The sequence below is a fragment of the Enterobacter sp. T1-1 genome, from assembly GCF_000710795.1.
GTDB classification, from domain to species: domain Bacteria; phylum Pseudomonadota; class Gammaproteobacteria; order Enterobacterales; family Enterobacteriaceae; genus Enterobacter; species Enterobacter cloacae.
Map to the genome: position 1 here is coordinate 1 of NZ_JALW01000004.1, position 22,889 is coordinate 22,889.

Below are 22,889 nucleotides of genomic sequence, written 5' to 3' on the forward strand. Positions count from 1 at the left end.
AAAATCTGTGCGGGCTGATGCCCTCACCCCGGCCCTCTCCCACAGGGAGAGGGTGAAAAGTTAAAGCCCTGCCCCGGCAGGGCTTTTTTGTGCGCCATCACCCATACAACGCCCTTCACCTCTGAGAGAATCCTTAACATAACTAAGGTTATGCAAGGAAGTGGATCATGAGTGATATCGCGTTAACCGTCAGCGTGTTGGCCCTGGTCGCTGTTGTTGGATTATGGATTGGCAACATCAAAATCCGTGGCGTCGGGTTTGGGATCGGTGGGGTGCTGTTTGGCGGCATTTTTGTCGGACACTTTGCTGACAAACTCGGGCTGGTTCTCAGCGCCGATATGCTCCACTTTACGCAGGAGTTCGGCCTGATCCTCTTCGTCTATACCATCGGCATTCAGGTCGGGCCGGGCTTTTTCGCCTCATTGCGGGTTTCCGGATTACGCCTCAATCTGTTTGCCCTCGGCATCGTCGTAATGGGCGGGCTGGTCACCGCTATCCTGCATAAACTCTTCGCAATTCCGCTGCCCGTGGTGCTGGGCATTTTCTCCGGGGCCGTGACTAACACGCCCGCGTTGGGGGCGGGCCAGCAAATTCTGCGCGATTTAGGTATCGAACCCGGCATTGTCGACCAGATGGGGATGAGCTACGCCATGGCTTATCCGTTCGGGATTTGCGGCATTCTGCTCTCCATGTGGCTGGTTCGGGTGCTCTTTCGCATTAACGTCGACAAAGAGGCGAAGGACCACGAAACCACGCTCACCAACGGCCATATGCCGATCAAAACCATCAACATCCGCGTCGATAACCCCAATCTGAACAACATGGCGATTCAGGACGTGCCGATCCTGAACAGCGCCAATATTATCTGCTCGCGCCTTAAACGTGACGAAATGTTGATGGTGCCCGCGCCTGGCACCATTATCCGGCAAGGCGATCTGCTGCACCTTGTCGGGCAGCCCGGGGATTTAAACAACGCGCGGCTGGTGATTGGTCAGGAAGTGGATACCTCGCTCTCTACCCGCGGCACCGACATGCGCGTGGAGCGTGTGGTGGTAACTAACGAGCACGTTCTGGGCAAGAAAATACGCGATCTGCAGGTAAAAGAACGTTACGACGTGGTTATCTCTCGTCTCAATCGCGCCGGTGTTGAACTGGTCGCCAGCCCGGAAGCCAGCCTGCAGTTCGGCGATATTCTTAACCTGGTCGGGCGTCCGTCGTCCATTGACGCCGTGGCGGATATGGTCGGTAACGCTCAGCAAAAACTGCAGCAGGTCCAAATGCTGCCGGTGTTTATCGGTATCGGGCTGGGCGTGCTGCTTGGCTCCATTCCGCTGTATATACCGGGGTTCCCGGTGGCCCTCAAGCTGGGTCTGGCGGGCGGGCCGCTGATTATGGCGCTGATCCTCGGGCGAATCGGCTGTGTCGGTAAGCTCTACTGGTTTATGCCCCCGAGCGCCAACCTGGCGCTGCGCGAGCTGGGCATTGTGCTGTTTCTGGCGGTCGTCGGGCTAAAATCCGGTGGCGATTTTGTCGATACGCTGGTCAGGGGGGAAGGGATGAGTTGGGTCGGCTACGGCATCTTCATCACCGCGATCCCGCTGCTGACGGTCGGCATACTGGCGCGAATGTTCGCTAAAATGAACTATCTGACGCTGTGCGGCATGCTGGCGGGGTCAATGACGGATCCACCGGCGCTGGCCTTTGCCAATAGCCTGCACGCCACCAGCGGCGCGGCGGCGCTGTCGTACGCTACGGTCTATCCGCTGGTCATGTTCCTGCGCATCATCACCCCGCAGCTACTGGCGGTGCTGTTCTGGGGGATGAGTTAGCAGGTCGTCCGGGTGGATGCGCCGCAGATGGTAGTCCACCTGGTAATCACTGGTATTTCGGAACATCACGGAATAGTTAAGGAACTCGCCGCTGTCGCTGTAGGAGAGAGAGGTAATGCGCAGCAGCGGCGTTTGCTCCGGCAGGTTCATGTAACCAGCGAGTTGTTTATCGGCCAGTACCGGCGTCAGGCTCTCGTAATTGCCGCTGATTGTAATTCCGCACTCCTTCTCGATGTAATCAAACTTTGACCCTTCCAGATGCGCCAGCGAGAGGTTGCGAAACAGCTTCACGGGCATAAAGCTGTCCTCCAGCATCAGCGGTTTTCCGTCCACGTAGCGCACCCGGCGGGAAAAGTAGATCCGCTCATCCACCTGGATCCGCAGCTGGCTGGCGATGGCGGGCGGGGCGGGCATCACTTCAAACTGCAACACCTTGCTCTGTACCTCTTTGCCCTGCTGACGCAGTACCTCCACCAGCCCGGTGAGGTTGGTGGTTTCATGGTGCACATCTTTGCGTGCTACAAACGTCCCGCTGCCGTGTCGCCGCTCAACCAGCCCCCAGCTCACCAGCAGATCCAGCGCCTTGCGAATGGTCATGCGCGCCACGCCAAACTCCTGCGCCAGCGCTTTCTCACCCGGAATGGGGCTGCCGATGTTGTAGTCCGATGAATTCAGCCGTAGCCGTAATCGGTCGGCAATGGATTTGTAGATCACCAGTAGACCTCTCTGCCCGTATCAGGGTGTGGATTGCATCCTGACATGTCCATATTTACAGCGAAAAGTAGACCTGATTGGTCAAAATAAAACCATGAATGCGATCACGAATCGCAGCGGCACGCCATGTTCGCGCATCAGTAACTTCTTATGCTCACCTCAGGCCAGCACAAAACCATAAAGGCCTCTCTCCCCTACAGGTTGTTACGTGAGGATTTAAAGATGCTCAGTCAAATACAACGTTTTGGTGGTGCCATGTTTACCCCGGTGTTGCTGTTTCCCTTTGCCGGGATCGTGGTGGGAATCGCCATCATGCTTCGTAATCCGCTTTTCGTGGGCGAAGCCTTAACGGCTCCTGATAATCTGTTCGCGCAGATCGTGCACATCATTGAAGAGGGCGGCTGGGCGGTGTTCCGCAATATGCCGCTGATTTTTGCCGTTGGCTTACCGATTGGTCTGGCGAAACAGGCGCAGGGCCGCGCCTGTCTGGCGGTGCTGATCAGCTTCCTGACCTGGAACTACTTCATCAACGCGATGGGGATGACCTGGGGCCACTTCTTTGGCGTCGACTTTTCCGCCGAACCGACGGCGGGAAGCGGGCTGGCGATGATTGCCGGGATCAAAACCCTTGATACCAGCATTATTGGGGCGATTGCGATTTCCGGTATTGTCACTGCGATCCATAACCGCTTTTTCGAGAAACCACTGCCGGTTTTCCTGGGCATTTTCCAGGGCACCTCGTTTGTGGTGATTATCGCGTTTTTCGTCATGATCCCCTGCGCCTGGCTGACGCTGCTGGGCTGGCCGAAAGTGCAGATGGGCATTGAGTCCCTGCAGGCGTTCTTACGCTCCGCCGGTGCGCTCGGTGTCTGGGTGTATACCTTCCTGGAACGCATTCTGATCCCAACCGGGCTGCACCACTTCGTCTACGGTCCGTTTATCTTTGGCCCGGCCGCCGTTGAGGGCGGGATTCAGGTCTACTGGGCGCAGCATCTTCAGGCGTTCAGCCAGAGCACGCTGCCGCTGAAAACCCTGTTCCCGGAAGGTGGTTTCGCGCTGCACGGTAACGCTAAGGTGTTTGGATCGGTCGGGATTGCGCTGGCGATCTGGTACACCGCCTCACCAGAAAACCGCGTCAAGGTCGCGGGCCTGCTGATCCCGGCCACGCTTACCGCCGTGCTGGTGGGGATTACCGAACCGCTGGAATTTACTTTCCTGTTTATCTCGCCGTTGCTGTTTGCCATTCACGCCGTGCTGGCGGCCACCATGGCGACGGTGATGTACACCTTTGGCGTGGTGGGCAACATGGGCGGTGGCCTGCTGGACCAATTCCTGCCGCAAAACTGGATCCCCATGTTCCATAACCACGCTTCAACGGTATTCACCCAGATCGGCATCGGCGTCTGCTTTACCGGCCTTTACTTCGTGGTCTTCAAAACGCTGATTGAGCGTCTGAACCTCAAAACCCCGGGTCGTGAAGAGAGTGAAATCAAACTCTACAGCAAGGCGGACTATAAGGCGGCGCGCGGACAAACCACCGCCCCGGCTGCCGCCAGCCAGCAGGTCGGCCAAGCCGCCGGATTCCTGCAGGCGCTGGGCGGCGCGGCCAACATCGAAAGCATCAACAACTGCGCCACCCGCTTGCGTATCGCGCTGGTCGACATGGCGCAAACCCAAAGCGATGAGGTGTTCAAAGCCCTCGGCGCACACGGCGTAGTGCGACGCGGCAACGGCATACAGGTGATCGTTGGCCTGCACGTTCCGCAGGTGCGCGACCAGCTGGAATCGCTGATGAAAACCCCTTTAACGAATGAACAAACCACCCTGACAGAGGCTATATCATGAAAAAATTCTCAGTTGTCATTGCAGGCGGCGGCAGCACCTTTACGCCTGGTATCGTCCTGATGCTGTTAGCCAACCGTGACCGTTTCCCGCTGCGTGCCCTGAAGTTTTATGACAACGATGGCGCACGTCAGGAAACCATCGCCGAGGCGTGCAAAATTATCCTTAAGGAACAGGCACCGGAGATTGAGTTTAGCTACACCACCGATCCAAAAGCGGCGTTTACCGATGTGGATTTCGTGATGGCGCACATCCGCGTGGGCAAATACCCGATGCGCGAAAAAGACGAGAAAATTCCGCTGCGTCACGGTGTGCTGGGTCAGGAAACCTGCGGCCCGGGTGGGATCTCTTACGGCATGCGCTCCATCGGCGGCGTACTGGAACTGGTGGATTATATGGAGCAGTACTCCCCGAACGCGTGGATGCTGAACTACTCCAACCCGGCGGCGATTGTGGCGGAAGCGACGCGCCGCCTGCGTCCACATGCCAAAATTCTCAACATCTGCGATATGCCAATCGGTATTGAAGGGCGCATGGCGCAGATTGTCGGCCTGAAAGACCGCAAACAGATGCGCGTGCGTTACTACGGCCTGAACCACTTCGGCTGGTGGACATCGATTGAAGATCTGAACGGTAACGATCTGATGCCGAAACTGCGCGAATACGTGGCGAAACACGGCTATGTTCCGCCTTCGGAAGATGCGCATACCGAAGCGAGCTGGAACGATACCTTCGCCAAAGCCAAAGACGTGCAGGCGCTCGATCCAGATACCATGCCAAACACCTATCTGAAGTATTACCTGTTCCCGGACTACGTGGTCGCGCACGCCAACCCGGAGCGGACCCGCGCCAATGAAGTTATGGATCACCGTGAGAAGCATGTATTCAGTTCGTGCCGGGCGATTATAGAAGCCGGAAAATCCTCTGCCGGGGAGCTGGAGATCGACGAACATGCCTCGTACATCGTCGATCTGGCGACGGCGATTGCCTTTAATACCCAGGAGCGGATGCTGCTGATTGTGCCAAACAACGGGGCCATTCATAACTTCGATGCCGACGCGATGGTGGAAATTCCGTGTCTGGTGGGCCATAACGGGCCGGAGCCTCTCACCGTGGGCGATATCCCGCACTTCCAGAAAGGGCTGATGAGCCAGCAGGTGGCGGTGGAAAAACTGGTGGTGGATGCCTGGGAGCAACGCTCGTACCAGAAACTCTGGCAGGCAATCACCCTGTCAAAAACCGTACCGAGCGCGTCGGTCGCGAAAGCGATTCTGGATGACCTGATCGAGGCCAATAAGGATTACTGGCCAGAACTGCATTAACCCTCCTGACCGGCATCGCCTGATGCCGGTCTCCTTGTCCTGGCCGATTTACGCTATGCTGAAGCCTGCCTGCAGCATGACAAGGAGCCTTCATGAAAATTTCCCGCCTCGGTGAAGCCCCGGACTACCGCTTCTCGCTGGCCAATGAACGTACATATCTGGCGTGGATCCGTACCGCGCTGGGCTTTCTGGCCGCCGGCGTCGGTCTTGATCAGCTCGCGCCCGATTTCGCCACGCCGTTGATTCGTGAAGTGCTGGCGCTGCTGCTGTGCCTGTTTGCGGGCGTACTGGCGATTTACGGCTATCTGCGCTGGCTGCGTAACGAAAAGGCGATGCGCCTGAAGCAGGATCTGCCCTATACGCGTGGGTTACTGATCATCAGTGCGATTTTGCTGACAGTGGCGGGCGTGGTGATGGTGCTGGTGGTGTATGGCGGATAGTCGCAAAGCGCGGCGCGAAGCGGACTCCGGCCTGCAGCCGGAGCGGACGTCGCTGGCGTGGCTGCGTACGCTGCTGGGGTATGGCGCGCTGATTGCCCTGGCGATTAAGCACAACTGGCACCGCACGGGGCTACCCTTCTGGATCTCACTGGTTGTGCTGGCGCTGGTGGCCATCATTTTATGGCGCTATACCCGCAGCCGTAACGTGATGGACGTGGCGCAGGACGATTTTGTGCAGCCGAAGGCGGTGCGGGATAAGTTCCTCATCGCCCTGGCCGTGCTGTCGCTATCACTGCTGTTTGCGGTAACCCACATTCAACAAATTGTGCACCTGTAGGCCGGGTAAGGCGCAGCCGCCACCCGGCATAATTACTTCCCTTTCGCCAGATACTTCGCCATCTCGTCTTCCGGCACCATGCCGCCGCCGGTCGCCCACACCAGATGGGTGACGTTGGTATCAGCCTGAACACGCAGCGGCCCGGCCATGCCCGCCAGCGCCGATGGCTCCAGACGAATCCCTTCCTCCTGCGCCAGCCAGCCGAGCATGTCGTACATGCTTTGATCGGAAAGGGTATAGAACCCGTCGAGCAGACGTTCCATCGCGCGGCCGACGAAGCCCGACGCGCGTCCGACCGCCAGCCCGTCCGCTGCCGTCACGTTGTCGATACCCAGATCCTGCACGGCAATCTCATCGTGCAGGCCGGTATAAACCCCCAGCAGCATGCACGGGGAGTGCGTGGGCTCGGCAAAGAAGCAGTGAACGTTGTCGCCAAACGCCAGCTTCAGACCAAACGCCACACCGCCAGGACCCCCGCCAACGCCGCACGGCAGATAGACATACAGCGGGTGCTCTGCATCCACCACACGGCCCTGTTCGGCAAACTGCGCCTTCAGGCGCTCGCCGGCAACGGCATAGCCCAGGAACAGGGTGCGGGAGTTTTCATCGTCGATAAAGAAGCAGTTCGGGTCGTTTTCCGCCGCTTTTCGCCCTTGTTCCACCGCCACGCCATAATCCTGCTCATATTCCACGACGGTAACGCCATGGCTGCGCAGTTTGGCTTTCTTCCACTCGCGGGCGTCGGCGGACATATGTACCGTCACCTTAAAGCCGATGCGTGCGCTCATGATGCCGATGGACATTCCCAGGTTGCCGGTTGAACCCACCGCAATGCTGTACTGGCTAAAGAAGTCTTTAAAGCGCGGTTCCAGCAGGATGCTGTAGTCATCTTCAGTGCTCAGCAATCCCGCTTCCAGCGCCAGTTTTTCCGCGTGGGTCAGCACCTCGTAGATGCCGCCGCGCGCTTTAATCGAGCCGGAGATGGGCAGATGACTGTCTTTTTTCAGCAGCAGCGTTCCGGGAAGAGCCTTGCCAGATTCTCTCTCCAGCCGTTTTTTCATGGCCGGAATAGCAACCAGCTCAGATTCGATAATCCCGCCCGTTGCCGCGGTTTCCGGGAAGGCTTTCGCCAGATACGGCGCGAAGCGGTTGAGGCGCGCATGCGCGTCGTCCACGTCGGCTTTGGTCAGCCCGACATAGGGCAACCCTTCTGCAAGCGAAGTGGTTCGCGGGTTAAGCCACGTTGTCTCTTTCAGAGCCATCAGATCCTCAACCAGAGGAAACTGTGCGGTTAAAGCAGTGATAGTTGCGTTTTCCATAATACGTCTCGTCGCGCTCAGATAATGAAAGAAAGCAGGAATGTGCCGCCAAGTGCAAGCACCGAGGCGATAAACGTCGCCGTCGTATAGTATTTGAAGGTCTCATTCAGGGTCGCGCCGCAGTATTGCTTGACCAGCCAGAAGAGCGAATCGGTCACGATCGTGCAGCCAATAGCGCCGGAACCGATGGCAATGGTGATGATCTCCGGGCTTACGTTCGGATAGAGCGGCAGCATCGGCGCCACTATTGCGGTCGCCCCCATCATCGCGACCGTAGCGGAGCCTACAGCGGCATGCAGCACCAGCGCCACCAGCCAGGCGAGCAGGATCGGATGCATGTGCAGGTTCGAGAGAATATGCGCCAGCGAATCTGCCAGCCCGCTGGTTTTGAGAATAGCGTTGAACGCGCCACCGGCACCAATAATTAACAATATGTTCGCGATAGAGCCAAAGCCGTGCTCCGTATGGGTCAGCATTGCGCCCATGCCCATATGCTGGCGGATCCCCAGCAGGTAGTAGGCGACAAATACAGCGATAAACATTGCCGTGATCGGGTTGCCGATAAACTCCAGCAGGGTATACAGCGTGCCTTCCTTCGCCATATTGAGCTCAGCGAGGGTCTTCACCAGCATCAGAACAATCGGCAGCAGCACCGTAAACAGCGTTGCCCCCAGCGACGGCAGGGTATGCTCCTCCCGCACCTTCAGGTCGGAAAATTCTGCCGGAACCGGTTTATACGGCAGACGGTTGCCGAGCAGTTTCAGGAACAGCGGGCCACCAACCAGAGATGCCACCAGACCCACCAGCAGGCCGTAAACAATCACCGTTCCGACGTCCGCACCTAATTTGTTGGTGACAAACAACGCAGCCGGATGCGGCGGTACCACGCAGTGCACCGCCATCAGTGCAGTACAGAGCGGAATGGCAAGCTTAAGCAGCGACGTATTCGTCTTTTTGGCGATGGAAAACGCCAGTGGGATCAGCAGTACCACGCCCACTTCCACGAACAACGTAATACCGCAGATAAGACCCACCAGCACCATAATGACGTCCGCTGACAGCCAGCGGCAGCGCTGTAGGGTGATCCCGATGCGCTCCGCCGCACCGGAGACTTCCATCATCTTACCCAGAATGGTACCCAGGCCGATGACTGCTGCCAGGAAGCCCAGCGTACCGCCAATCCCGCTTTCAATGGCATTCACCATATCCAGCGGGCTCATCCCCATCATCGCGCCGACGAAAAAGCTCGCCAGCAGCAGCGCAAGGAACGGGTGAAACTTCAGTTTTACGATGGTTAAAACAATCAACACAATGCTGACAAGCAGCGTTACCACAACCCAGACCGGCGATCCCATATCTCACCTCACCCTTATGTCATCTGTGGGTATTGGACGAAAAAACGGCGTGAGCTGACAAACGATAAAAATTGCCGTTCAGGTGAGCCAGATTGGATCAAATGAGTGACTGAACTCAAAAAAGCGCACTTATTTCGCTGTTGGTTCACATAAATTCATGCCTGGGCGGTATGCTGGGCGCAGAAATAACGTGTGAGAATTGTGATGACCGATGCGAATGAAGTCAGAAACCGGCTGCTAAATGGCTGGCAACTGTCAAAGATGTACACTTTTGAAGTGGCTGCCCGGCATGAATCCTTCGCGCTGGCGGCGGCGGAACTGTCGCTCAGCCCCAGCGCGGTGAGCCACCGCATCAACCTGCTGGAAGAGGAGTTGGGCATTCAGCTGTTTGTCCGCTCGCACCGTAAAGTTGAGCTGACGCAGGAGGGAAAGCGCGTTTACTGGACCCTAAAATCATCCCTCGACACCCTGAATCAGGAGATCCTGGATATTAAAAACCAGGCGCTGTCCGGTACGCTGACGGTGTATTCCCGGCCGTCAATCGCCCAGTGCTGGCTCGTCCCCATGCTGGGGGGTTTTACCCGCCGTTATCCGTCGATATCTCTCACCATTCTCACCGGCAATGAGTACGTCAATATGCAGCGAACCGGCATCGATCTGGCCATCTATTTCGACGATACGCCGCCAAACTACCTTTCTCATCATTTCTTGATGGACGAGGAGATTTTGCCCGTCTGCTCGCCCGCGTATGCCCGCGAGCATGCGCTGTTGAAAAACCCCGATAACCTCAGCCACTGCACGTTACTGCACGACCGTCAGGCCTGGAGTAATGATTCCGGTACGGATGAGTGGCTCAGCTGGGCGCAGCATTTTGCGATGAATATGCCGTCATCATCGGGTGTTGGCTTCGATCGTTCCGATTTAGCGATAGTGGCAGCCATGAATCATGTGGGCGTGGCGATGGGGAGAAAGCGGCTGGTGCAAAAGCGCCTTGAGCGGGGCGAGCTTATCGCCCCGTTTGGCAACAAGACCCTCAAATGCCATCAGCACTATTACATCTCAACGCTTCCCGGCCGTCAGTGGCCGAAAATTGACGCCTTTATTGGCTGGCTAAGAGAACTGGCAGGCTGAAGAATTATTACGCTTTGACGCTACACCAAAGGCGAGAAAGCGTGCTAAATACAGGTAATGCTTTTGATTTATCCAGGGTAAACCGTGTTAAAGCCTCTTATTGCGACCGCGTTACTTCTCTCTTCCGGCTGGGCGATAGCCGCCGAGCCGCCGCTGACGGCTGCGCTTTATGCGCAAAAGCTGGGTGTGGGTATGGACGTGGACTGGGCGCGCACCGAGCGCGGGATACGGGAATTCGACCCGCTGGTGGTACGCGACTTTCGCGCGAAAGGCATCAGCCATGTGCGTATTCGCGTGGCCGATGAGCCGACCGAAGCACGGCTGATCCACCTGCGTAAGCTGGTGGAAGCCTGCGAGCAGTACGGCGTGATCCCGATTATCGCGTATCAGGCGGACAGCTATAAAAACGATCCGAAAGCCGATAACGAAAAAGAGGTTACCGACTGGTGGATTGCCGTGGCGCACTATTTCGGCAAACGTTCGCCGCTGCTGGGCTTTGACCTGATTTATGAGCCTGCGGACAAGCTCAACCACAACGCAGCCTCGCTCAACCGGGTGTATGAAAAAACCATCAAGGTCATCCACAGCATTGATGCGGACCGGATGATCTTCATCGCTCCCCGCCTGCGTGCGGCCCCCGAAGATCTCCCCAGCCTCAAGCTGCCTGCGCACAGCCAAAACTTCCTGCTGGCGGAGTGGCATATCTTTCCGTGGGGGCCGCTGAAAAATAACGGCAAATACCCGTGGACCTCCGGTACGGCGGCGGAGAAAGCGGCGATTCACAATCGCATCGCGACGGCGCTGCGCTGGCAACAAAAAACCGGACACGTCAGCTGGGTCGGGGGCTGGGGCGTGGGGGAATCAAACCGCTTTACACCCACCGCGTCGCAAATGGCCTTTGCCACGTTTATGGCCTGTGAGCTGCAAAAGGCGAAAATACCCTACGCGATTAACGCCGATTTCCAGTTTTATGACGGAGAGGAGGGGGCCTGGCGGCCAGCGCCAGAGCCGCTGCTGGAGGCGATGATTGCCCCGGCGTGTGAAAAGCCCGGCGAGAAGCCGGGCCATCATGCGGTTAAACAGGCTGCTCGTGGTGGGGAACACGCGACGCCAGCGGCAGCCAGCACAGCAAAATCAGTAGCCCCATCAGCGTCATCAGTAAACCCAAACTAGCCTGCCCGGTTTGCGGCATCATGGCGGAGAGCCAGGCCAGCGCGCCGGAACCGATGTTTTGCAAACCGCCCACCAGCGCACCCGCCGTACCCGCGAGGAACGGGAACGGCTCCATGGCGCCGCTGGTGGCAAGCGGGAACAGCATCCCCGCGCCGAAGAAGAACAGCGCCGCCGGGATCAGCAGCGTCCAGACGGTCATTACGCCAAACAGACCCGGGATCCACATCATCAGGCCAGCCAGCAGGCAGCTGATAACAGACTGCCACATCAGCGTTGAGAAGCGTTTGTTCTGACGTCCGGCGAACCAGGCCCCAAAGAACGCCGCCGGGATCGGCAGGATAAACAGAATACTCACCACCATACTGCTCAGGCCAAGCCCCGCTCCCAGCAGCACGCCGGAGCAGGCTTCGAACACCGCAATGCCCGCAAGACCGCCGATCAGCATCAGCAGATAACAGGTAAAAGCCCCGTTGCCGAACAGCGTTTTGTAACTGGCGAGAAGCTTCGTGCGCGGTGCGTCCTGGGGACGGGTTTCCGGCATCCAGCGCGCCATACTGAAGGTGACAATCACGCACAGCACCAGCAGGAAGGCATAGCAGGCGCGCCAGGACCACATTGTGTCCAGCAGGCCGCCAATCAGCGGTGCCAGCAGCGGGCTGACCAGAATACCCATATTCAACAGGCTGTTGGCATGGCGGAGTTGCGTGCCCTGATACATATCGCGCGGTAAGGTACGCGCCATCACCCCACCGACGCCCGTGCCTACCCCCTGCAGCGCGCTGGCGGCAATCAGTACGGTCAGGCTATGGGTGGTAATAGCAACCACCGTCGCGACCATGAAAATGCACATGCCGGTCAGAATGACCGGACGGCGGCCAATGCGGTCGGATAATGGCCCGTAGAACAGCTGCGAAACGCCATAGGTCAGCAGGTAGGCGGCCATCACGCTTTGTACCGCGCCCTCGCGGACGTTGAGTTCCTTTGCCATGTCGGCAATCGCCGGAATGTAGATGGTTTGCGCCATCTGACCGACGGCCACCAGTAACACCAGCATCAACAATAAGTTAACGTTCCTTTGTTTTTTCATGTCGCTGAATACTTTTGCCAAAAGAGAAAAATGAAGAATAAGTGACTACGCATTCCCATAAATGCGCGAGGAATCTACCACAATGAGATGACAAATTAAGCATTGTCATGATGAATGAAGAAGAGGATTAAGGCAGGTTTTGTAAACAAGAACGGCAACTAATGTTGCCAGTGAATTACGCCAGACGCAGCAGGATCGCACCGGCTGCAATACCCAACGCGGCAGCGATACGCAGACCGGCAACCTTTTCTTTTAAAAGCACAAATGCGATCAGCGCACCGAAGAGTATGGAGGTTTCACGCAGCGCAGCGACAACCGCCAGCGGAGCCTGCGTCATCGCCCATAAGGCCAGGCCATACGAGCCCATGGTTCCCACCCCGCCGAGCAACCCCTTTTTCCAGTGCAAACGCAGGTAGCTGGAAGCTTCGCGGCGTCGCGCCACCATTGCCCAGCACAGCAGGCAGAAGCCGTTCATAAAGAAGGTCCACAGCGTATAGCCCAGCGCGGTATCCGATAAACGTACGCCCGTTCCGTCCACCAGCGTATAGCCGGCGATAAAGCAGGCGTTCAGCAGTGCCAGCCAGATCCCTTTGCGGGACTGCAGTCGGCCATTTATCGCCATCGCGAGGATCGACAGGCAGATTACTCCGATGCCCGCCCAGGCGAGCCAGGAGAGGCTATCCCCGAGCACCAGCACGCTGATCAGCGCCACCAGCAGTGGGGCTGTTCCGCGCATCAGCGGATAGGTCTGGCTCATGTCTGAGACCTGATACGTCTTCGCCACCAGTACCGTATACACCACCTGCAGCGCGCAGGAGACCACTAAAAATGGCCAGCTGGCTACGGAGGGTTGAGGAGAAAATGGCAATAAAACCAGCGCAATGAGTGTGGCGGAGCCGCTAACGCTGATCGCCGAGTAAAGCTTATCCGTTCCGGCTTTGACGATGGCGTTCCAGCTGGCGTGCAGCAGTGCGGCGAACAGCAAAATACAGAAAACGGAGAGGGTCATGGCGTCTTTGGCGGTGAATTGTCACTCAACTGTAACATTCACGACCTGATGTCGCCAGCCAGCTACACCGCGCAAAAGAGACGATGGGTAACCCGTGGCTCGTCTGACACCAGCCTGAAGCCTGCCCGACGGTAGAAGCCGCAGGCCGTATCGGGGGCATGGGTATTGAGGAAATCAAACCAGATGCTGGCATCGGCCATCACCACCGTTAACAGCTGTTTACCAATGCCCAGACCGCGGCACTTCTCGCTGACATAAAGATGGCGAATACGTCCGGCACGCGGCTGCTGGCTGAACGGATCGCGGTTAAGGCCGCAGACGCCCACCAGCTTGCCGTTTAAAAAGGCACCCAGCAGCTTTTCACCCGGCGCGTTAAAGCGGTTTTCACCACGCTGCCAGTTCTCTTCCAGCCTGCGCAGCATATTGAAATTCGCCGCGATGCTTTCGGCTTTCAGCGCGATATACCCGGGCTCTTCCGGCGTGATGGGTTCAATTAACAGACGCGACATAGCATTCCCTCGTTATTAAAGAGGGGCGGTTGCCCGCCCCTCTCAGGTGCGACTTGAACCTGAATCACCGAAGGTATTTCAGGACAGCATCAAGCAGTTGCAGAACAGCAACAATGAGTTTGAGGATAAGTATCACCATATCCACTACGCTCATACGCGTCTCCTTTTGGTAAAAAGGAGCACGATGCTGGCGTACCTTTCCGCCGCCTGTTGCCAGCACCTCGATTGACGTAACACAGTGTGCTCACTTCAGAGGGTTAAGGCACTGACGGCACCACCCGTTTCAGCCAGGACTTCGTTGCGCCGGTAGAACTGCGGCCCCCTCGCTCACTGCGAACATCCTCAGTATAGATAAATACTGTATGCATGAACAGTATTTTGTGGACAAAATTCGAAACCCATTCCATACTCAAAAACGTCAAAATCCGTGCCGGAATTGCGCGTTCGTCTTCGATCGCATATACTTCGTGCGTTGACGTAACACAGTGTGTTCTGCGGCAACCAACCGCAAAACCCTGAAAAAACCTCGCTCCGGCGGGGTTTTTTGTTTTCTGCTTTCTGTACAGAACGGGATGCTTGTTGACTTATTGGCAATGACTGCTATTGTTGCCATAATGGCAACGGACGCGGCAGGCATGCAGTATGCATTTAATCTCGATGAAGGCAATTTTGGATGCGGTTATCCAGTTTCCGCAGCACAGGGAAGAACTCCTCGTTTTGGGACGCACTCTTGAAAAGAGTCATTGCCCAACACCTGCTGCGTTAAAAAAACTATTTCCGACGCTGGATAACTTCAAGTATCTGGATAAGCATTATGTTATTGATATTGCGAACAACAATCTTAGGGTAGTGGCTCTCATATTCTTTGAAAGCCAAAAGTTTTATGTGCGCCATGTTTTTACTCATAAGGAATATGACCGTTTTACGGAAAAACATCGCACTAAGGGGAAGAAATGATGATCGTCGCTGATGCAATGAAAGCTACGCATGCCCTTGTTGAGGCCGTTCCTCTATTGGGAGAGCAGCCGAGCGAGAAAGATTATAACGATGCACTGGAGTTGGTTGAGTATCTGCTTATTAACGAACCTAATAGCCCATTGCTGGATATCGTGTGCGCCAGAATCAGCCGTTACGAAGCCAATCGGCCAGAGATCGTCGCGTTACGCAAGGAGATGGAACTCGTGCCTGTCGGTATCGCGGTTTTAAGAACCTTGATGGATCAGTATAAATTGACAACATCTGATTTTCAGGATGAAATTGGTAGTAAATCAATGGTTTCAAGGGTTCTTAATGGTCAGCGACAGCTTACTCTGAACCACATTAAAAAGCTGGCGTCCAGATTTGGTGTTTCACCAGCACTATTTATTGAATGAGGCAAAACGGCTTTTTTGCTTTCATCACCCAACAAACGAAACGTGATCCCTGACGCATTTTTGCGCAGATGAAAATATTTCCATTGTCACGCCCGAAAACCTGTGTTTGTATAAATTCAATCAATGATTCCAAACACAGGTCCCCCATGACTGCATCCATGAACACCGCGACCCTACTAAAAACTGCGCAACCAGCCGCAGTGGTCGTCGTGCGTGTGGTGGTGGTCGTCGGCAATGCGCCGTAGGGACTGGATCAACACACGAATCCAAAACCCCGCCGGCGCAAACCGGGCGGGGTTTTTCGTTTAGGACCCCTCCCCGGAAAGTCGGCCCATAAAAGGACTGGAGCATGGCAAGTTCGGGCACAACATCCACCAAGACGCGTTTTACAGGCGCGCAGCTGATTGTTCATTTACTGGAACGACAGGGCATTACCACGGTTGCGGGTATTCCGGGCGGTACGGTGCTGCCGCTGTATGACGCGTTAAGCCAAAGCACGCAGATCCGCCACGTGCTGGCGCGTCACGAGCAGGGAGCGGGTTTTATCGCTCAGGGCATGGCGCGTACGCAGGGTAAACCGGCAGTCTGTATGGCCTGTAGCGGTCCGGGGGCGACCAACCTGGTAACCGCCATCGCCGACGCGCGTCTCGACTCCATTCCGCTGATTTGCATCACCGGCCAGGTGCCGTCCTCAATGATCGGTACCGATGCGTTCCAGGAAGTGGATACCTACGGCATCTCTATCCCCATCACCAAACATAACTATTTAGTTCGCGATATTACCGAGCTTCCTCAGGTTATCAGCGATGCGTTCCGCATTGCGCAGTCCGGTCGTCCAGGCCCGGTGTGGATAGACATTCCTAAGGATGTCCAGACCGCAGAAATTGAGATCGACGTCCTGCCGGAGCCGGGCGAGCGGGCACCCGCGCCAGAATTCAGCGCTGAGAGCGTGCGCGAGGCCGCGGCCATGATCAACGCCGCTAAGCGTCCGGTGCTCTATCTGGGCGGCGGGGCAATCAATGCCGCAGATGAAATCCGTCAGTTCGCTGAAAAAGCCAACCTGCCTACCACCATGACCCTGATGGCGCTCGGTATGCTGCCTAAAGCGCATCCGCTGTCATTAGGAATGCTGGGCATGCACGGCGCGCGCAGCACTAACTACATCCTGCAAGAGGCGGATTTGCTGATTGTGATGGGCGCGCGTTTTGATGACCGGGCGATTGGTAAAACCGAGCAGTTCTGCCCGAACGCAAAAATCATTCACGTGGATATCGACCGCGCCGAGCTGGGTAAAATCAAACAACCGCACGTGGCGATTCAGGGGGACGTGGCCGACGTGCTGGCACAGCTGATCCCGCAAACGGACGCAACTGACCGCGCCGACTGGCGTCAGATGGTGGCGGATCTGCAACGCGAGTTCCCGGGCGCGATCCCAACCGAAGGCGACCCGCTGAGCCACTACGGGCTGATTAACGCCGTGGCCGCCTGCGTGGACGACAGCGCGATTATTACCACCGACGTTGGGCAGCACCAGATGTGGACCGCCCAGGCCTATCCGCTGAACCGTCCGCGTCAGTGGCTGACCTCCGGTGGCCTGGGAACCATGGGCTTTGGTCTGCCTGCGGCAGTTGGTGCGGCGCTGGCGAACCCGGACCGCAAGGTGATCTGCTTCTCCGGTGACGGCAGCCTGATGATGAACATTCAGGAGATGGCCACCGCGGCCGAAAATCAGTTAGACGTTAAAATCATCCTGATGAACAACGAGGCGCTGGGGCTGGTACACCAACAGCAGAGCCTGTTCTACAAGCAGGGGGTGTTTGCGGCGACCTATCCGGGGATGATTAACTTCATGCAAATTGCCGCCGGTTTTGGCCTGCATACCTGCGATCTGAACGCAGAAGAGGACGCCCACGCAGCGCTGCAGGCGGCGATCTCTCGTCCGGGCCCGGCGCTGATCCACGTCCGTATCGACCCTGAACAAAAAGTGTATCCGATGGTGCCGCCGGGTGCGGCAAATACTGAGATGGTGGGGGAATAAGCCATGCAGAAACAACATGAAAACGTCATTCTGGAACTCACCGTCCGCAACCACCCTGGCGTCATGACCCACGTCTGCGGGCTGTTTGCCCGTCGCGCGTTTAACGTCGAAGGCATTCTCTGTCTGCCGATTCAGGGCAGCGAGCACAGCCGCATCTGGCTACTGGTCAATGACGATCAGCGTCTGGAGCAGATGATGGCCCAGATCGACAAGCTTGAAGACGTCACCAGAGTGGCGCGCAACCAGTCCGATCCCACCATGTTTAACAAAATTGCGGTGTTCTTCGAATAGATCGCTTAAGGTAAGCGTCTTTCGCTCTTGTAGGCCGGATAAGCGCAGCGCCATCCGGCGTTTTCAGACCGCAGGAACAGACATGACCACCATCGCTCTCATCGACGACCACCTTATCGTTCGCTCCGGCTTTGCCCAGCTTTTAAACCTCGAACCGGATTTTCAGGTGGTGGCAGAGTTCGGCTCGGGGCGCGAGGCGCTGGCGGGCCTGCCGGGGCGTGGTGTACAGGTCTGTATCTGTGACATCTCAATGCCGGATCTCTCCGGGCTGGAGCTGCTAAGTCAGTTACCGAAAGGGATGGCGATTATCATGCTCTCGGTTCATGACAGCCCGGCGCTGGTGGAGCAGGCGCTCAACGCGGGGGCGCGCGGATTTCTCTCTAAACGCTGTAGCCCGGACGAGCTGATTGCCGCCGTGCGCACCGTCTCGACGGGCGGCTGCTACCTGACGCCGGATATCGCCCTCAAGCTGGCGGCCGGACGTCAGGATCCGCTTACCCGGCGTGAGCGTCAGGTGGCAGAAAAACTCGCTCAGGGGATGGCGGTGAAAGAGATTGCCGCCGAACTGGGTTTGTCGCCCAAAACCGTGCACGTTCACCGCGCTAACCTGATGGAAAAACTCGGCGTCAGCAACGACGTCGAGCTGGTGCGCCGTATGTTCGATAGCTGGCAATGAACCCGTTGATTTCGCGGCTGATCGCCGTTGTTGCCAGCTTTTTTATCTTCTCTGCCGCCTGGTTCTGCCTGTGGAGCATCAGCCTGCATCTGGTGGAACGCCCGGAGCTGGCGGTGCTGCTGTTTCCCTTTGGCCTGCGTCTGGGGCTGATGTTGCAATGCCCGCGCAGCTACTGGCCGGTTTTGTTGGGCGCAGAGTGGTTGATGCTGATCTGGTTGTCGCAGGAGGTCGCCCTCGCGCATCTGCCCTTATTGATGACCGGAAGCCTGCTCACGCTCCTCCCGGTTGCGTTGATTTCCCGCTATCGTCACCAGCGCGACTGGCGCACGCTGCTGCGCCAGGGGGCGGCGCTGATTGCTGCCGCGCTGCTGCAATCCCTGCCGTGGGTAGGCGAAAAGGAGATGCTTAACGCCCTGCTGCTGACCCTGACCGGCGGCCTGACGCTGGCACCCACCTGTCTGGTTTTCTGGCACTATCTCACCAGCACTGTCTGGCAGCCGCTCGGGCCATCGCTGGTCTCCCAGCCGGTTAACTGGCGCGCCCGGCATCTCATTTGGTATCTGCTGCTGTTTGTGGTGAGCCTGTGGCTGCAGCTTGGCCTGCCTGCTGAGCTTTCCCGTTTTACCCCGTTTTGTCTGGCGCTGCCGATCATTGCTCTCGCCTGGCATTACGGCTGGCAGGGGGCGCTGATCGCCACGCTGATGAACGCCATCGCGCTGATTGCCAGCCAGACCTGGCACGATCACCCGGTCGATTTACTGCTCTCTCTGCTGGCGCAGAGCCTGACCGGGCTGCTGCTCGGGGCAGGTATTCAGCGCCTGCGTGAGCTGAACCAGTCCCTGCAAACCGAACTGTCGCGCAATCGCCGCCTGGCAGAACGCCTGCTGGAGACCGAAGAGAGCGTGCGCCAGGAGGTGGCGCGCGAACTGCATGACGACATCGGCCAGACCATTACCGCCATTCGCACCCAGGCGGGCATTGTTCAGCGCCTGGCGGCGGATAACGCCGGAGTGAAGCAGGGCGGGGCGCATATCGAACAGCTTTCTCTTGGCGTGTACGATTCGGTGCGTCGCCTGCTGGGCAGGCTGCGTCCGCGCCAGCTGGACGATCTCTCTCTGGAACAGGCTGTGCGCTCCCTGATGCGCGAGATGGAGCTGGAAAGCCGCGGAATTGTCAGCCATCTCGACTGGCGCATTGATGAATCATTGCTGAGTGAAGGCCAGCGCGTCACGCTGTTCCGCGTCTGTCAGGAAGGGCTGAACAATATCGTCAAACACGCCAACGCCAGCGCGGTGACGCTGCAGGGCTGGCAGCAGGATGAAAGCCTCAGGCTGGTGATTGAGGACGACGGCTGCGGCCTGCCGCCGGGCTCGGGGCAGCAGGGGTTTGGCCTGGCGGGCATGCGCGAGCGCGTGAAGGCGCTGGGCGGCACACTGCATATCTCCTGCACCCACGGGACGCGCGTCAGCGTCAGCCTGCCGCTAAGGAGCCATCATGTTTAAAACCCCCGCAAACGCCGCGCCGATAGGCAACAAAGCGGAGATCGACGCCCGCTACCGCTACTGGCGTCGTCATATCCTGATCACTATCTGGCTCGGCTACGCGTTGTTCTACTTTACCCGCAAAAGTTTCAACGCCGCCGCGCCGGAAATCCTAGCCAGCGGCGTGATGACGCGCACCGATATCGGCCTGCTGGCGACGCTGTTCTACATCACCTACGGCCTGTCGAAGTTCTTCTCCGGCATCGTCAGCGACCGCTCCAACGCCCGCTATTTTATGGGTTTTGGACTAATCGCCACCGGCGTGGTGAACATTCTGTTTGGCTTCTCCACCTCGCTCTGGGCCTTTGCCCTGCTGTGGGCGTTGAACGCCTTTTTCCAGGGCTGGGGCGCGCCGGTCTGCGCCCGCCTGCTCACGGCGTGGTACTCGCGCAACGAGCGCGGCGGCTGGTGGGCTATCTGGAACACCGCGCATAACGTCGGTGGCGCGCTGATCCCAATGGTGGTGGGCGCAGCGGCGCTGCACTACGGCTGGCGCGCGGGGATGATGATTGCCGGTGGTCTGGCGATCCTGGCCGGGTTGTTCCTCTGCTGGCGGCTGCGCGACAGGCCACAAACCGTGGGGCTGCCCGCGGTGGGCGACTGGCGGCACGATGAAATGGAAGTGGCGCAACAGCTTGAGGGGGCGGGGCTGACGCGCAAAGAGATCCTCACCAAATACGTGCTGTTAAACCCGTATATCTGGCTGCTGTCGCTTTGCTACGTGCTGGTCTACGTGGTGCGCGCGGCCATCAACGACTGGGGTAACCTGTACATGTCCGAGACGCTGGGGGTGGACCTGGTGACCGCCAACTCGGCGGTGACGATGTTCGAGCTGGGCGGGTTTATCGGCGCGCTGGTGGCAGGCTGGGGCTCGGATAAGCTCTTCAACGGCAACCGTGGCCCAATGAACCTCATCTTTGCGGCAGGAATTTTACTCTCCGTCGGTTCGCTGTGGTTGATGCCATTCGCCAGCTACGTGATGCAGGCGGCGTGCTTCTTTACCATCGGCTTCTTCGTGTTTGGCCCGCAGATGCTGATCGGCATGGCGGCGGCAGAATGCTCGCATAAAGAGGCGGCCGGTGCGGCGACGGGCTTCGTCGGGCTGTTTGCCTACCTTGGCGCGTCCCTCTCCGGCTGGCCGCTGGCGCGGGTGATCGACATCTGGCACTGGAGCGGTTTCTTTGCCGTGATCGCTATCGCGGCGGGGATATCGGCCCTGCTGCTGCTGCCGTTTTTGCATGCGCAGGCGCCGCGTGAAGCCAGTGTGATGTGATGCGCCTCACCTTTTCACCCCGAGTGGCGCAAAACTAAGAAATTTTCCCGGTTTTACCTGGACGCTGTCTCAGGCATCTCTCCTGGCTGATTTTTACAATGCCTGCCATTCGCAGGTAAAAATCAGCTCAGGAGCAAACCATGCTGGCCTTCCTTAATCAGGTGCGCAAGCCGACCCTGGATCTGCCGCTCGACGTGCGGCGCAAAATGTGGTTCAAACCGTTCATGCAGTCCTATCTGGTGGTCTTTATCGGCTACCTGACCATGTACCTGATCCGCAAGAACTTTAACATCGCGCAGAACGACATGATCTCCACCTACGGGCTGAGCATGACGCAGCTGGGGATGATTGGCCTGGGCTTCTCCATCACTTACGGCGTGGGCAAAACCGTTGTCTCGTACTATGCAGACGGCAAAAACACCAAGCAATTCCTGCCGTTTATGCTGATCCTCTCCGCCATCTGTATGCTCGGCTTCAGCGCCAGCATGGGCGCGGGCTCCGTCAGCCTGTTCCTGATGATCGCCTTCTACGCCCTGAGCGGTTTCTTCCAGAGTACCGGCGGGTCGTGCAGCTACTCCACCATCACCAAATGGACCCCGCGCCGTAAGCGTGGTTCATACCTTGGTATGTGGAACATCTCCCACAACCTCGGCGGGGCGGGGGCAGCAGGCGTGGCGCTGTTCGGTGCTAACTACCTGTTTGATGGTCACGTCATCGGCATGTTTATCTTCCCGTCGATTATCGCCCTGATTGTCGGCTTTATCGGTCTGCGTTTCGGCAGCGACTCTCCGGAATCTTATGGCCTCGGCAAAGCCGAAGAGCTGTTCGGCGAGGCGATCAGCGAAGAGGACAAAGAGACCGAAGAGAACGAGATGACAAAATGGCAGATCTTTGTTGAGTACGTGCTGAAAAACAAAGTGATCTGGCTGCTCTGCTTCTCCAACATTTTCCTGTACGTGGTGCGCATCGGTATTGATCAGTGGTCGACCGTGTATGCCTTCCAGGAGCTGAAGCTCTCTAAAGAAGTCGCGATTCAGGGCTTTACCCTGTTTGAAGTGGGTGCGCTGGTCGGTACGCTGCTGTGGGGCTGGCTCTCTGACCTCGCCAACGGTCGTCGTGCGCTGGTGGCCTGCGTCGCGCTGGCGCTGATTATCGCTACCCTGGGCGTCTACCAGCACGCCAGCAACCAGTACGTTTACCTGGCGTCTCTGTTTGCGCTCGGCTTCCTGGTGTTTGGTCCGCAGTTGTTGATCGGCGTAGCGGCGGTGGGATTTGTACCGAAAAAAGCGATCGGCGCCGCCGATGGGATTAAAGGCACCTTCGCCTACCTGATCGGCGACAGCTTCGCCAAGCTGGGTCTGGGGATGATTGCCGACGGCACGCCGATTTTCGGCCTCACTGGCTGGGCAGGCACCTTTGCGGCGCTGGATGCCGCCGCCATCGGCTGTATCGTCCTGATGGCGATGGTTGCGGTGCTCGAAGAACGTAAAATTCGCCGTGAAAATCGTGTGCAGAAATTAAAAGCAGCCTGAGTGTGCAGGTGACTTCTTTGCCCGGTGTGTGATGCCGGGCTTTTTTGTTTTAAATTCCAGTTTTTACCCCGCTTTACACAATCGCCCCTCTCCTTGCT

23 protein-coding genes are annotated in these 22,889 nt (G+C 57.6%); 16 read left to right on the forward strand and 7 right to left on the reverse strand.

The genetic code is table 11. The features are described 5' to 3' along the window. Positions 1-167: 167 nt before the first annotated feature. Positions 168-1,829: a putative transporter gene (locus AK59_RS0101430; protein WP_013094791.1), complete on the forward strand. Its 1,662-nt coding sequence runs from the start codon at positions 168-170 to the stop codon at positions 1,827-1,829. Here the strand turns inward: AK59_RS0101430 and AK59_RS0101435 are convergent. Further along, positions 1,797-2,543, reverse strand: a complete 747-nt coding sequence (locus tag AK59_RS0101435) for a GntR family transcriptional regulator (RefSeq protein ID WP_013094792.1) — start codon at positions 2,541-2,543, stop codon at positions 1,797-1,799. The genes AK59_RS0101430 and AK59_RS0101435 overlap by 33 nt on opposite strands. A gap of 222 nt (positions 2,544-2,765) precedes the next feature. Here AK59_RS0101435 and AK59_RS0101440 point away from each other — a divergent pair, with 222 nt between their 5' ends. The 4 genes from AK59_RS0101440 to AK59_RS0101455 all read left to right on the forward strand — a co-directional run bounded on the left by AK59_RS0101440 (position 2,766) and on the right by AK59_RS0101455 (position 6,484). Beyond that, positions 2,766-4,388, forward strand: coding sequence for an alpha-glucoside-specific PTS transporter subunit IIBC (locus AK59_RS0101440; RefSeq protein WP_013094793.1), 1,623 nt, complete (start codon positions 2,766-2,768; stop codon positions 4,386-4,388). Then, complete coding sequence (locus AK59_RS0101445; RefSeq protein WP_013094794.1) at positions 4,385-5,707, forward strand: 6-phospho-alpha-glucosidase; 1,323 nt, start codon at positions 4,385-4,387, stop codon at positions 5,705-5,707. Before AK59_RS0101440 ends, AK59_RS0101445 begins: the two co-directional genes overlap by 4 nt. A 92-nt stretch (positions 5,708-5,799) precedes the next feature. Next, entirely contained in the window at positions 5,800-6,147 is a 348-nt protein-coding gene (locus AK59_RS0101450; RefSeq protein WP_013094795.1) for a YidH family protein, read from the forward strand. Next, complete coding sequence (locus tag AK59_RS0101455) at positions 6,137-6,484, forward strand: DUF202 domain-containing protein (RefSeq protein WP_029881848.1); 348 nt, start codon at positions 6,137-6,139, stop codon at positions 6,482-6,484. Before AK59_RS0101450 ends, AK59_RS0101455 begins: the two co-directional genes overlap by 11 nt. A gap of 32 nt (positions 6,485-6,516) precedes the next feature. On the opposite strand, the gene dsdA is transcribed toward AK59_RS0101455, so the two are convergent. After that, a complete protein-coding gene (dsdA, locus tag AK59_RS0101460; RefSeq protein WP_029881849.1) occupies positions 6,517-7,803 on the reverse strand; it encodes a D-serine ammonia-lyase in 1,287 nt (428 codons plus the stop codon). Between the two features lie 17 nt (positions 7,804-7,820). Continuing rightward, a complete protein-coding gene (gene dsdX / locus AK59_RS0101465; protein ID WP_029881850.1) occupies positions 7,821-9,158 on the reverse strand; it encodes a D-serine transporter DsdX in 1,338 nt (445 codons plus the stop codon). Positions 9,159-9,362: 204 nt separating this feature from the next. Here dsdX and dsdC point away from each other — a divergent pair, with 204 nt between their 5' ends. Continuing rightward, positions 9,363-10,289 carry a DNA-binding transcriptional regulator DsdC gene (gene dsdC / locus AK59_RS0101470; protein ID WP_029881851.1) on the forward strand — a complete coding sequence of 309 codons (927 nt, stop codon included), beginning with the start codon at positions 9,363-9,365 and terminating at the stop codon, positions 10,287-10,289. 84 nt (positions 10,290-10,373) lie between these two features. Then, complete coding sequence (locus tag AK59_RS01000000123510; protein ID WP_032618344.1) at positions 10,374-11,462, forward strand: glycoside hydrolase family 5 protein; 1,089 nt, start codon at positions 10,374-10,376, stop codon at positions 11,460-11,462. Here the strand turns inward: AK59_RS01000000123510 and emrD are convergent. The 4 genes from emrD to tisB all read right to left on the reverse strand — a co-directional run bounded on the left by emrD (position 11,365) and on the right by tisB (position 14,221). Next, positions 11,365-12,549 carry a multidrug efflux MFS transporter EmrD gene (gene emrD, locus AK59_RS0101480; protein WP_032618354.1) on the reverse strand — a complete coding sequence of 395 codons (1,185 nt, stop codon included), beginning with the start codon at positions 12,547-12,549 and terminating at the stop codon, positions 11,365-11,367. The two genes, AK59_RS01000000123510 and emrD, sit on opposite strands and share 98 nt — an antisense overlap. A gap of 175 nt (positions 12,550-12,724) precedes the next feature. Then, positions 12,725-13,558 carry an EamA family transporter gene (locus AK59_RS0101485; protein WP_029881854.1) on the reverse strand — a complete coding sequence of 278 codons (834 nt, stop codon included), beginning with the start codon at positions 13,556-13,558 and terminating at the stop codon, positions 12,725-12,727. Between the two features lie 62 nt (positions 13,559-13,620). After that, the gene (locus tag AK59_RS0101490; protein ID WP_013094803.1) at positions 13,621-14,067 is read right to left on the reverse strand and encodes a GNAT family N-acetyltransferase; all 447 of its coding nucleotides are present in this window, start codon (positions 14,065-14,067) and stop codon (positions 13,621-13,623) included. Positions 14,068-14,131: 64 nt separating this feature from the next. After that, positions 14,132-14,221 (reverse strand): type I toxin-antitoxin system toxin TisB, encoded by a 90-nt coding sequence (gene tisB / locus AK59_RS1000000124125; protein WP_020684667.1) that lies wholly within the window; start codon positions 14,219-14,221, stop codon positions 14,132-14,134. Between the two features lie 488 nt (positions 14,222-14,709). On the opposite strand from tisB, the gene AK59_RS0101500 reads away from it, so the two are divergent. The 9 genes from AK59_RS0101500 (at position 14,710) to uhpT (ending at position 22,791) form a co-directional block, all read left to right on the forward strand. Beyond that, positions 14,710-15,024: a type II toxin-antitoxin system HigB family toxin gene (locus AK59_RS0101500; RefSeq protein WP_020684666.1), complete on the forward strand. Its 315-nt coding sequence runs from the start codon at positions 14,710-14,712 to the stop codon at positions 15,022-15,024. After that, positions 15,024-15,440, forward strand: a complete 417-nt coding sequence (locus tag AK59_RS0101505) for a helix-turn-helix domain-containing protein (protein WP_028027984.1) — start codon at positions 15,024-15,026, stop codon at positions 15,438-15,440. Before AK59_RS0101500 ends, AK59_RS0101505 begins: the two co-directional genes overlap by 1 nt. Positions 15,441-15,586: 146 nt before the next feature. Beyond that, positions 15,587-15,685 carry an ilvB operon leader peptide IvbL gene (gene ivbL, locus AK59_RS1000000124880; RefSeq protein WP_071830013.1) on the forward strand — a complete coding sequence of 33 codons (99 nt, stop codon included), beginning with the start codon at positions 15,587-15,589 and terminating at the stop codon, positions 15,683-15,685. Positions 15,686-15,789: 104 nt separating this feature from the next. Then, positions 15,790-17,478 (forward strand): acetolactate synthase large subunit, encoded by a 1,689-nt coding sequence (gene ilvB, locus AK59_RS0101510; RefSeq protein WP_029881855.1) that lies wholly within the window; start codon positions 15,790-15,792, stop codon positions 17,476-17,478. Between the two features lie 3 nt (positions 17,479-17,481). Then, positions 17,482-17,769: an acetolactate synthase small subunit gene (gene ilvN / locus AK59_RS0101515; protein WP_001171659.1), complete on the forward strand. Its 288-nt coding sequence runs from the start codon at positions 17,482-17,484 to the stop codon at positions 17,767-17,769. Positions 17,770-17,851: 82 nt separating this feature from the next. Continuing rightward, a complete protein-coding gene (uhpA, locus tag AK59_RS0101520) occupies positions 17,852-18,445 on the forward strand; it encodes a transcriptional regulator UhpA (RefSeq protein ID WP_029881856.1) in 594 nt (197 codons plus the stop codon). Continuing rightward, positions 18,442-19,947: a signal transduction histidine-protein kinase/phosphatase UhpB gene (gene uhpB, locus AK59_RS0101525; RefSeq protein WP_029881857.1), complete on the forward strand. Its 1,506-nt coding sequence runs from the start codon at positions 18,442-18,444 to the stop codon at positions 19,945-19,947. Before uhpA ends, uhpB begins: the two co-directional genes overlap by 4 nt. Continuing rightward, positions 19,940-21,259, forward strand: a complete 1,320-nt coding sequence (locus AK59_RS0101530; RefSeq protein WP_013094811.1) for an MFS transporter — start codon at positions 19,940-19,942, stop codon at positions 21,257-21,259. Before uhpB ends, AK59_RS0101530 begins: the two co-directional genes overlap by 8 nt. A gap of 140 nt (positions 21,260-21,399) precedes the next feature. Continuing rightward, positions 21,400-22,791, forward strand: a complete 1,392-nt coding sequence (gene uhpT / locus AK59_RS0101535; RefSeq protein ID WP_013094812.1) for a hexose-6-phosphate:phosphate antiporter — start codon at positions 21,400-21,402, stop codon at positions 22,789-22,791. The last annotated feature ends 98 nt before the right edge of the window (positions 22,792-22,889 follow it).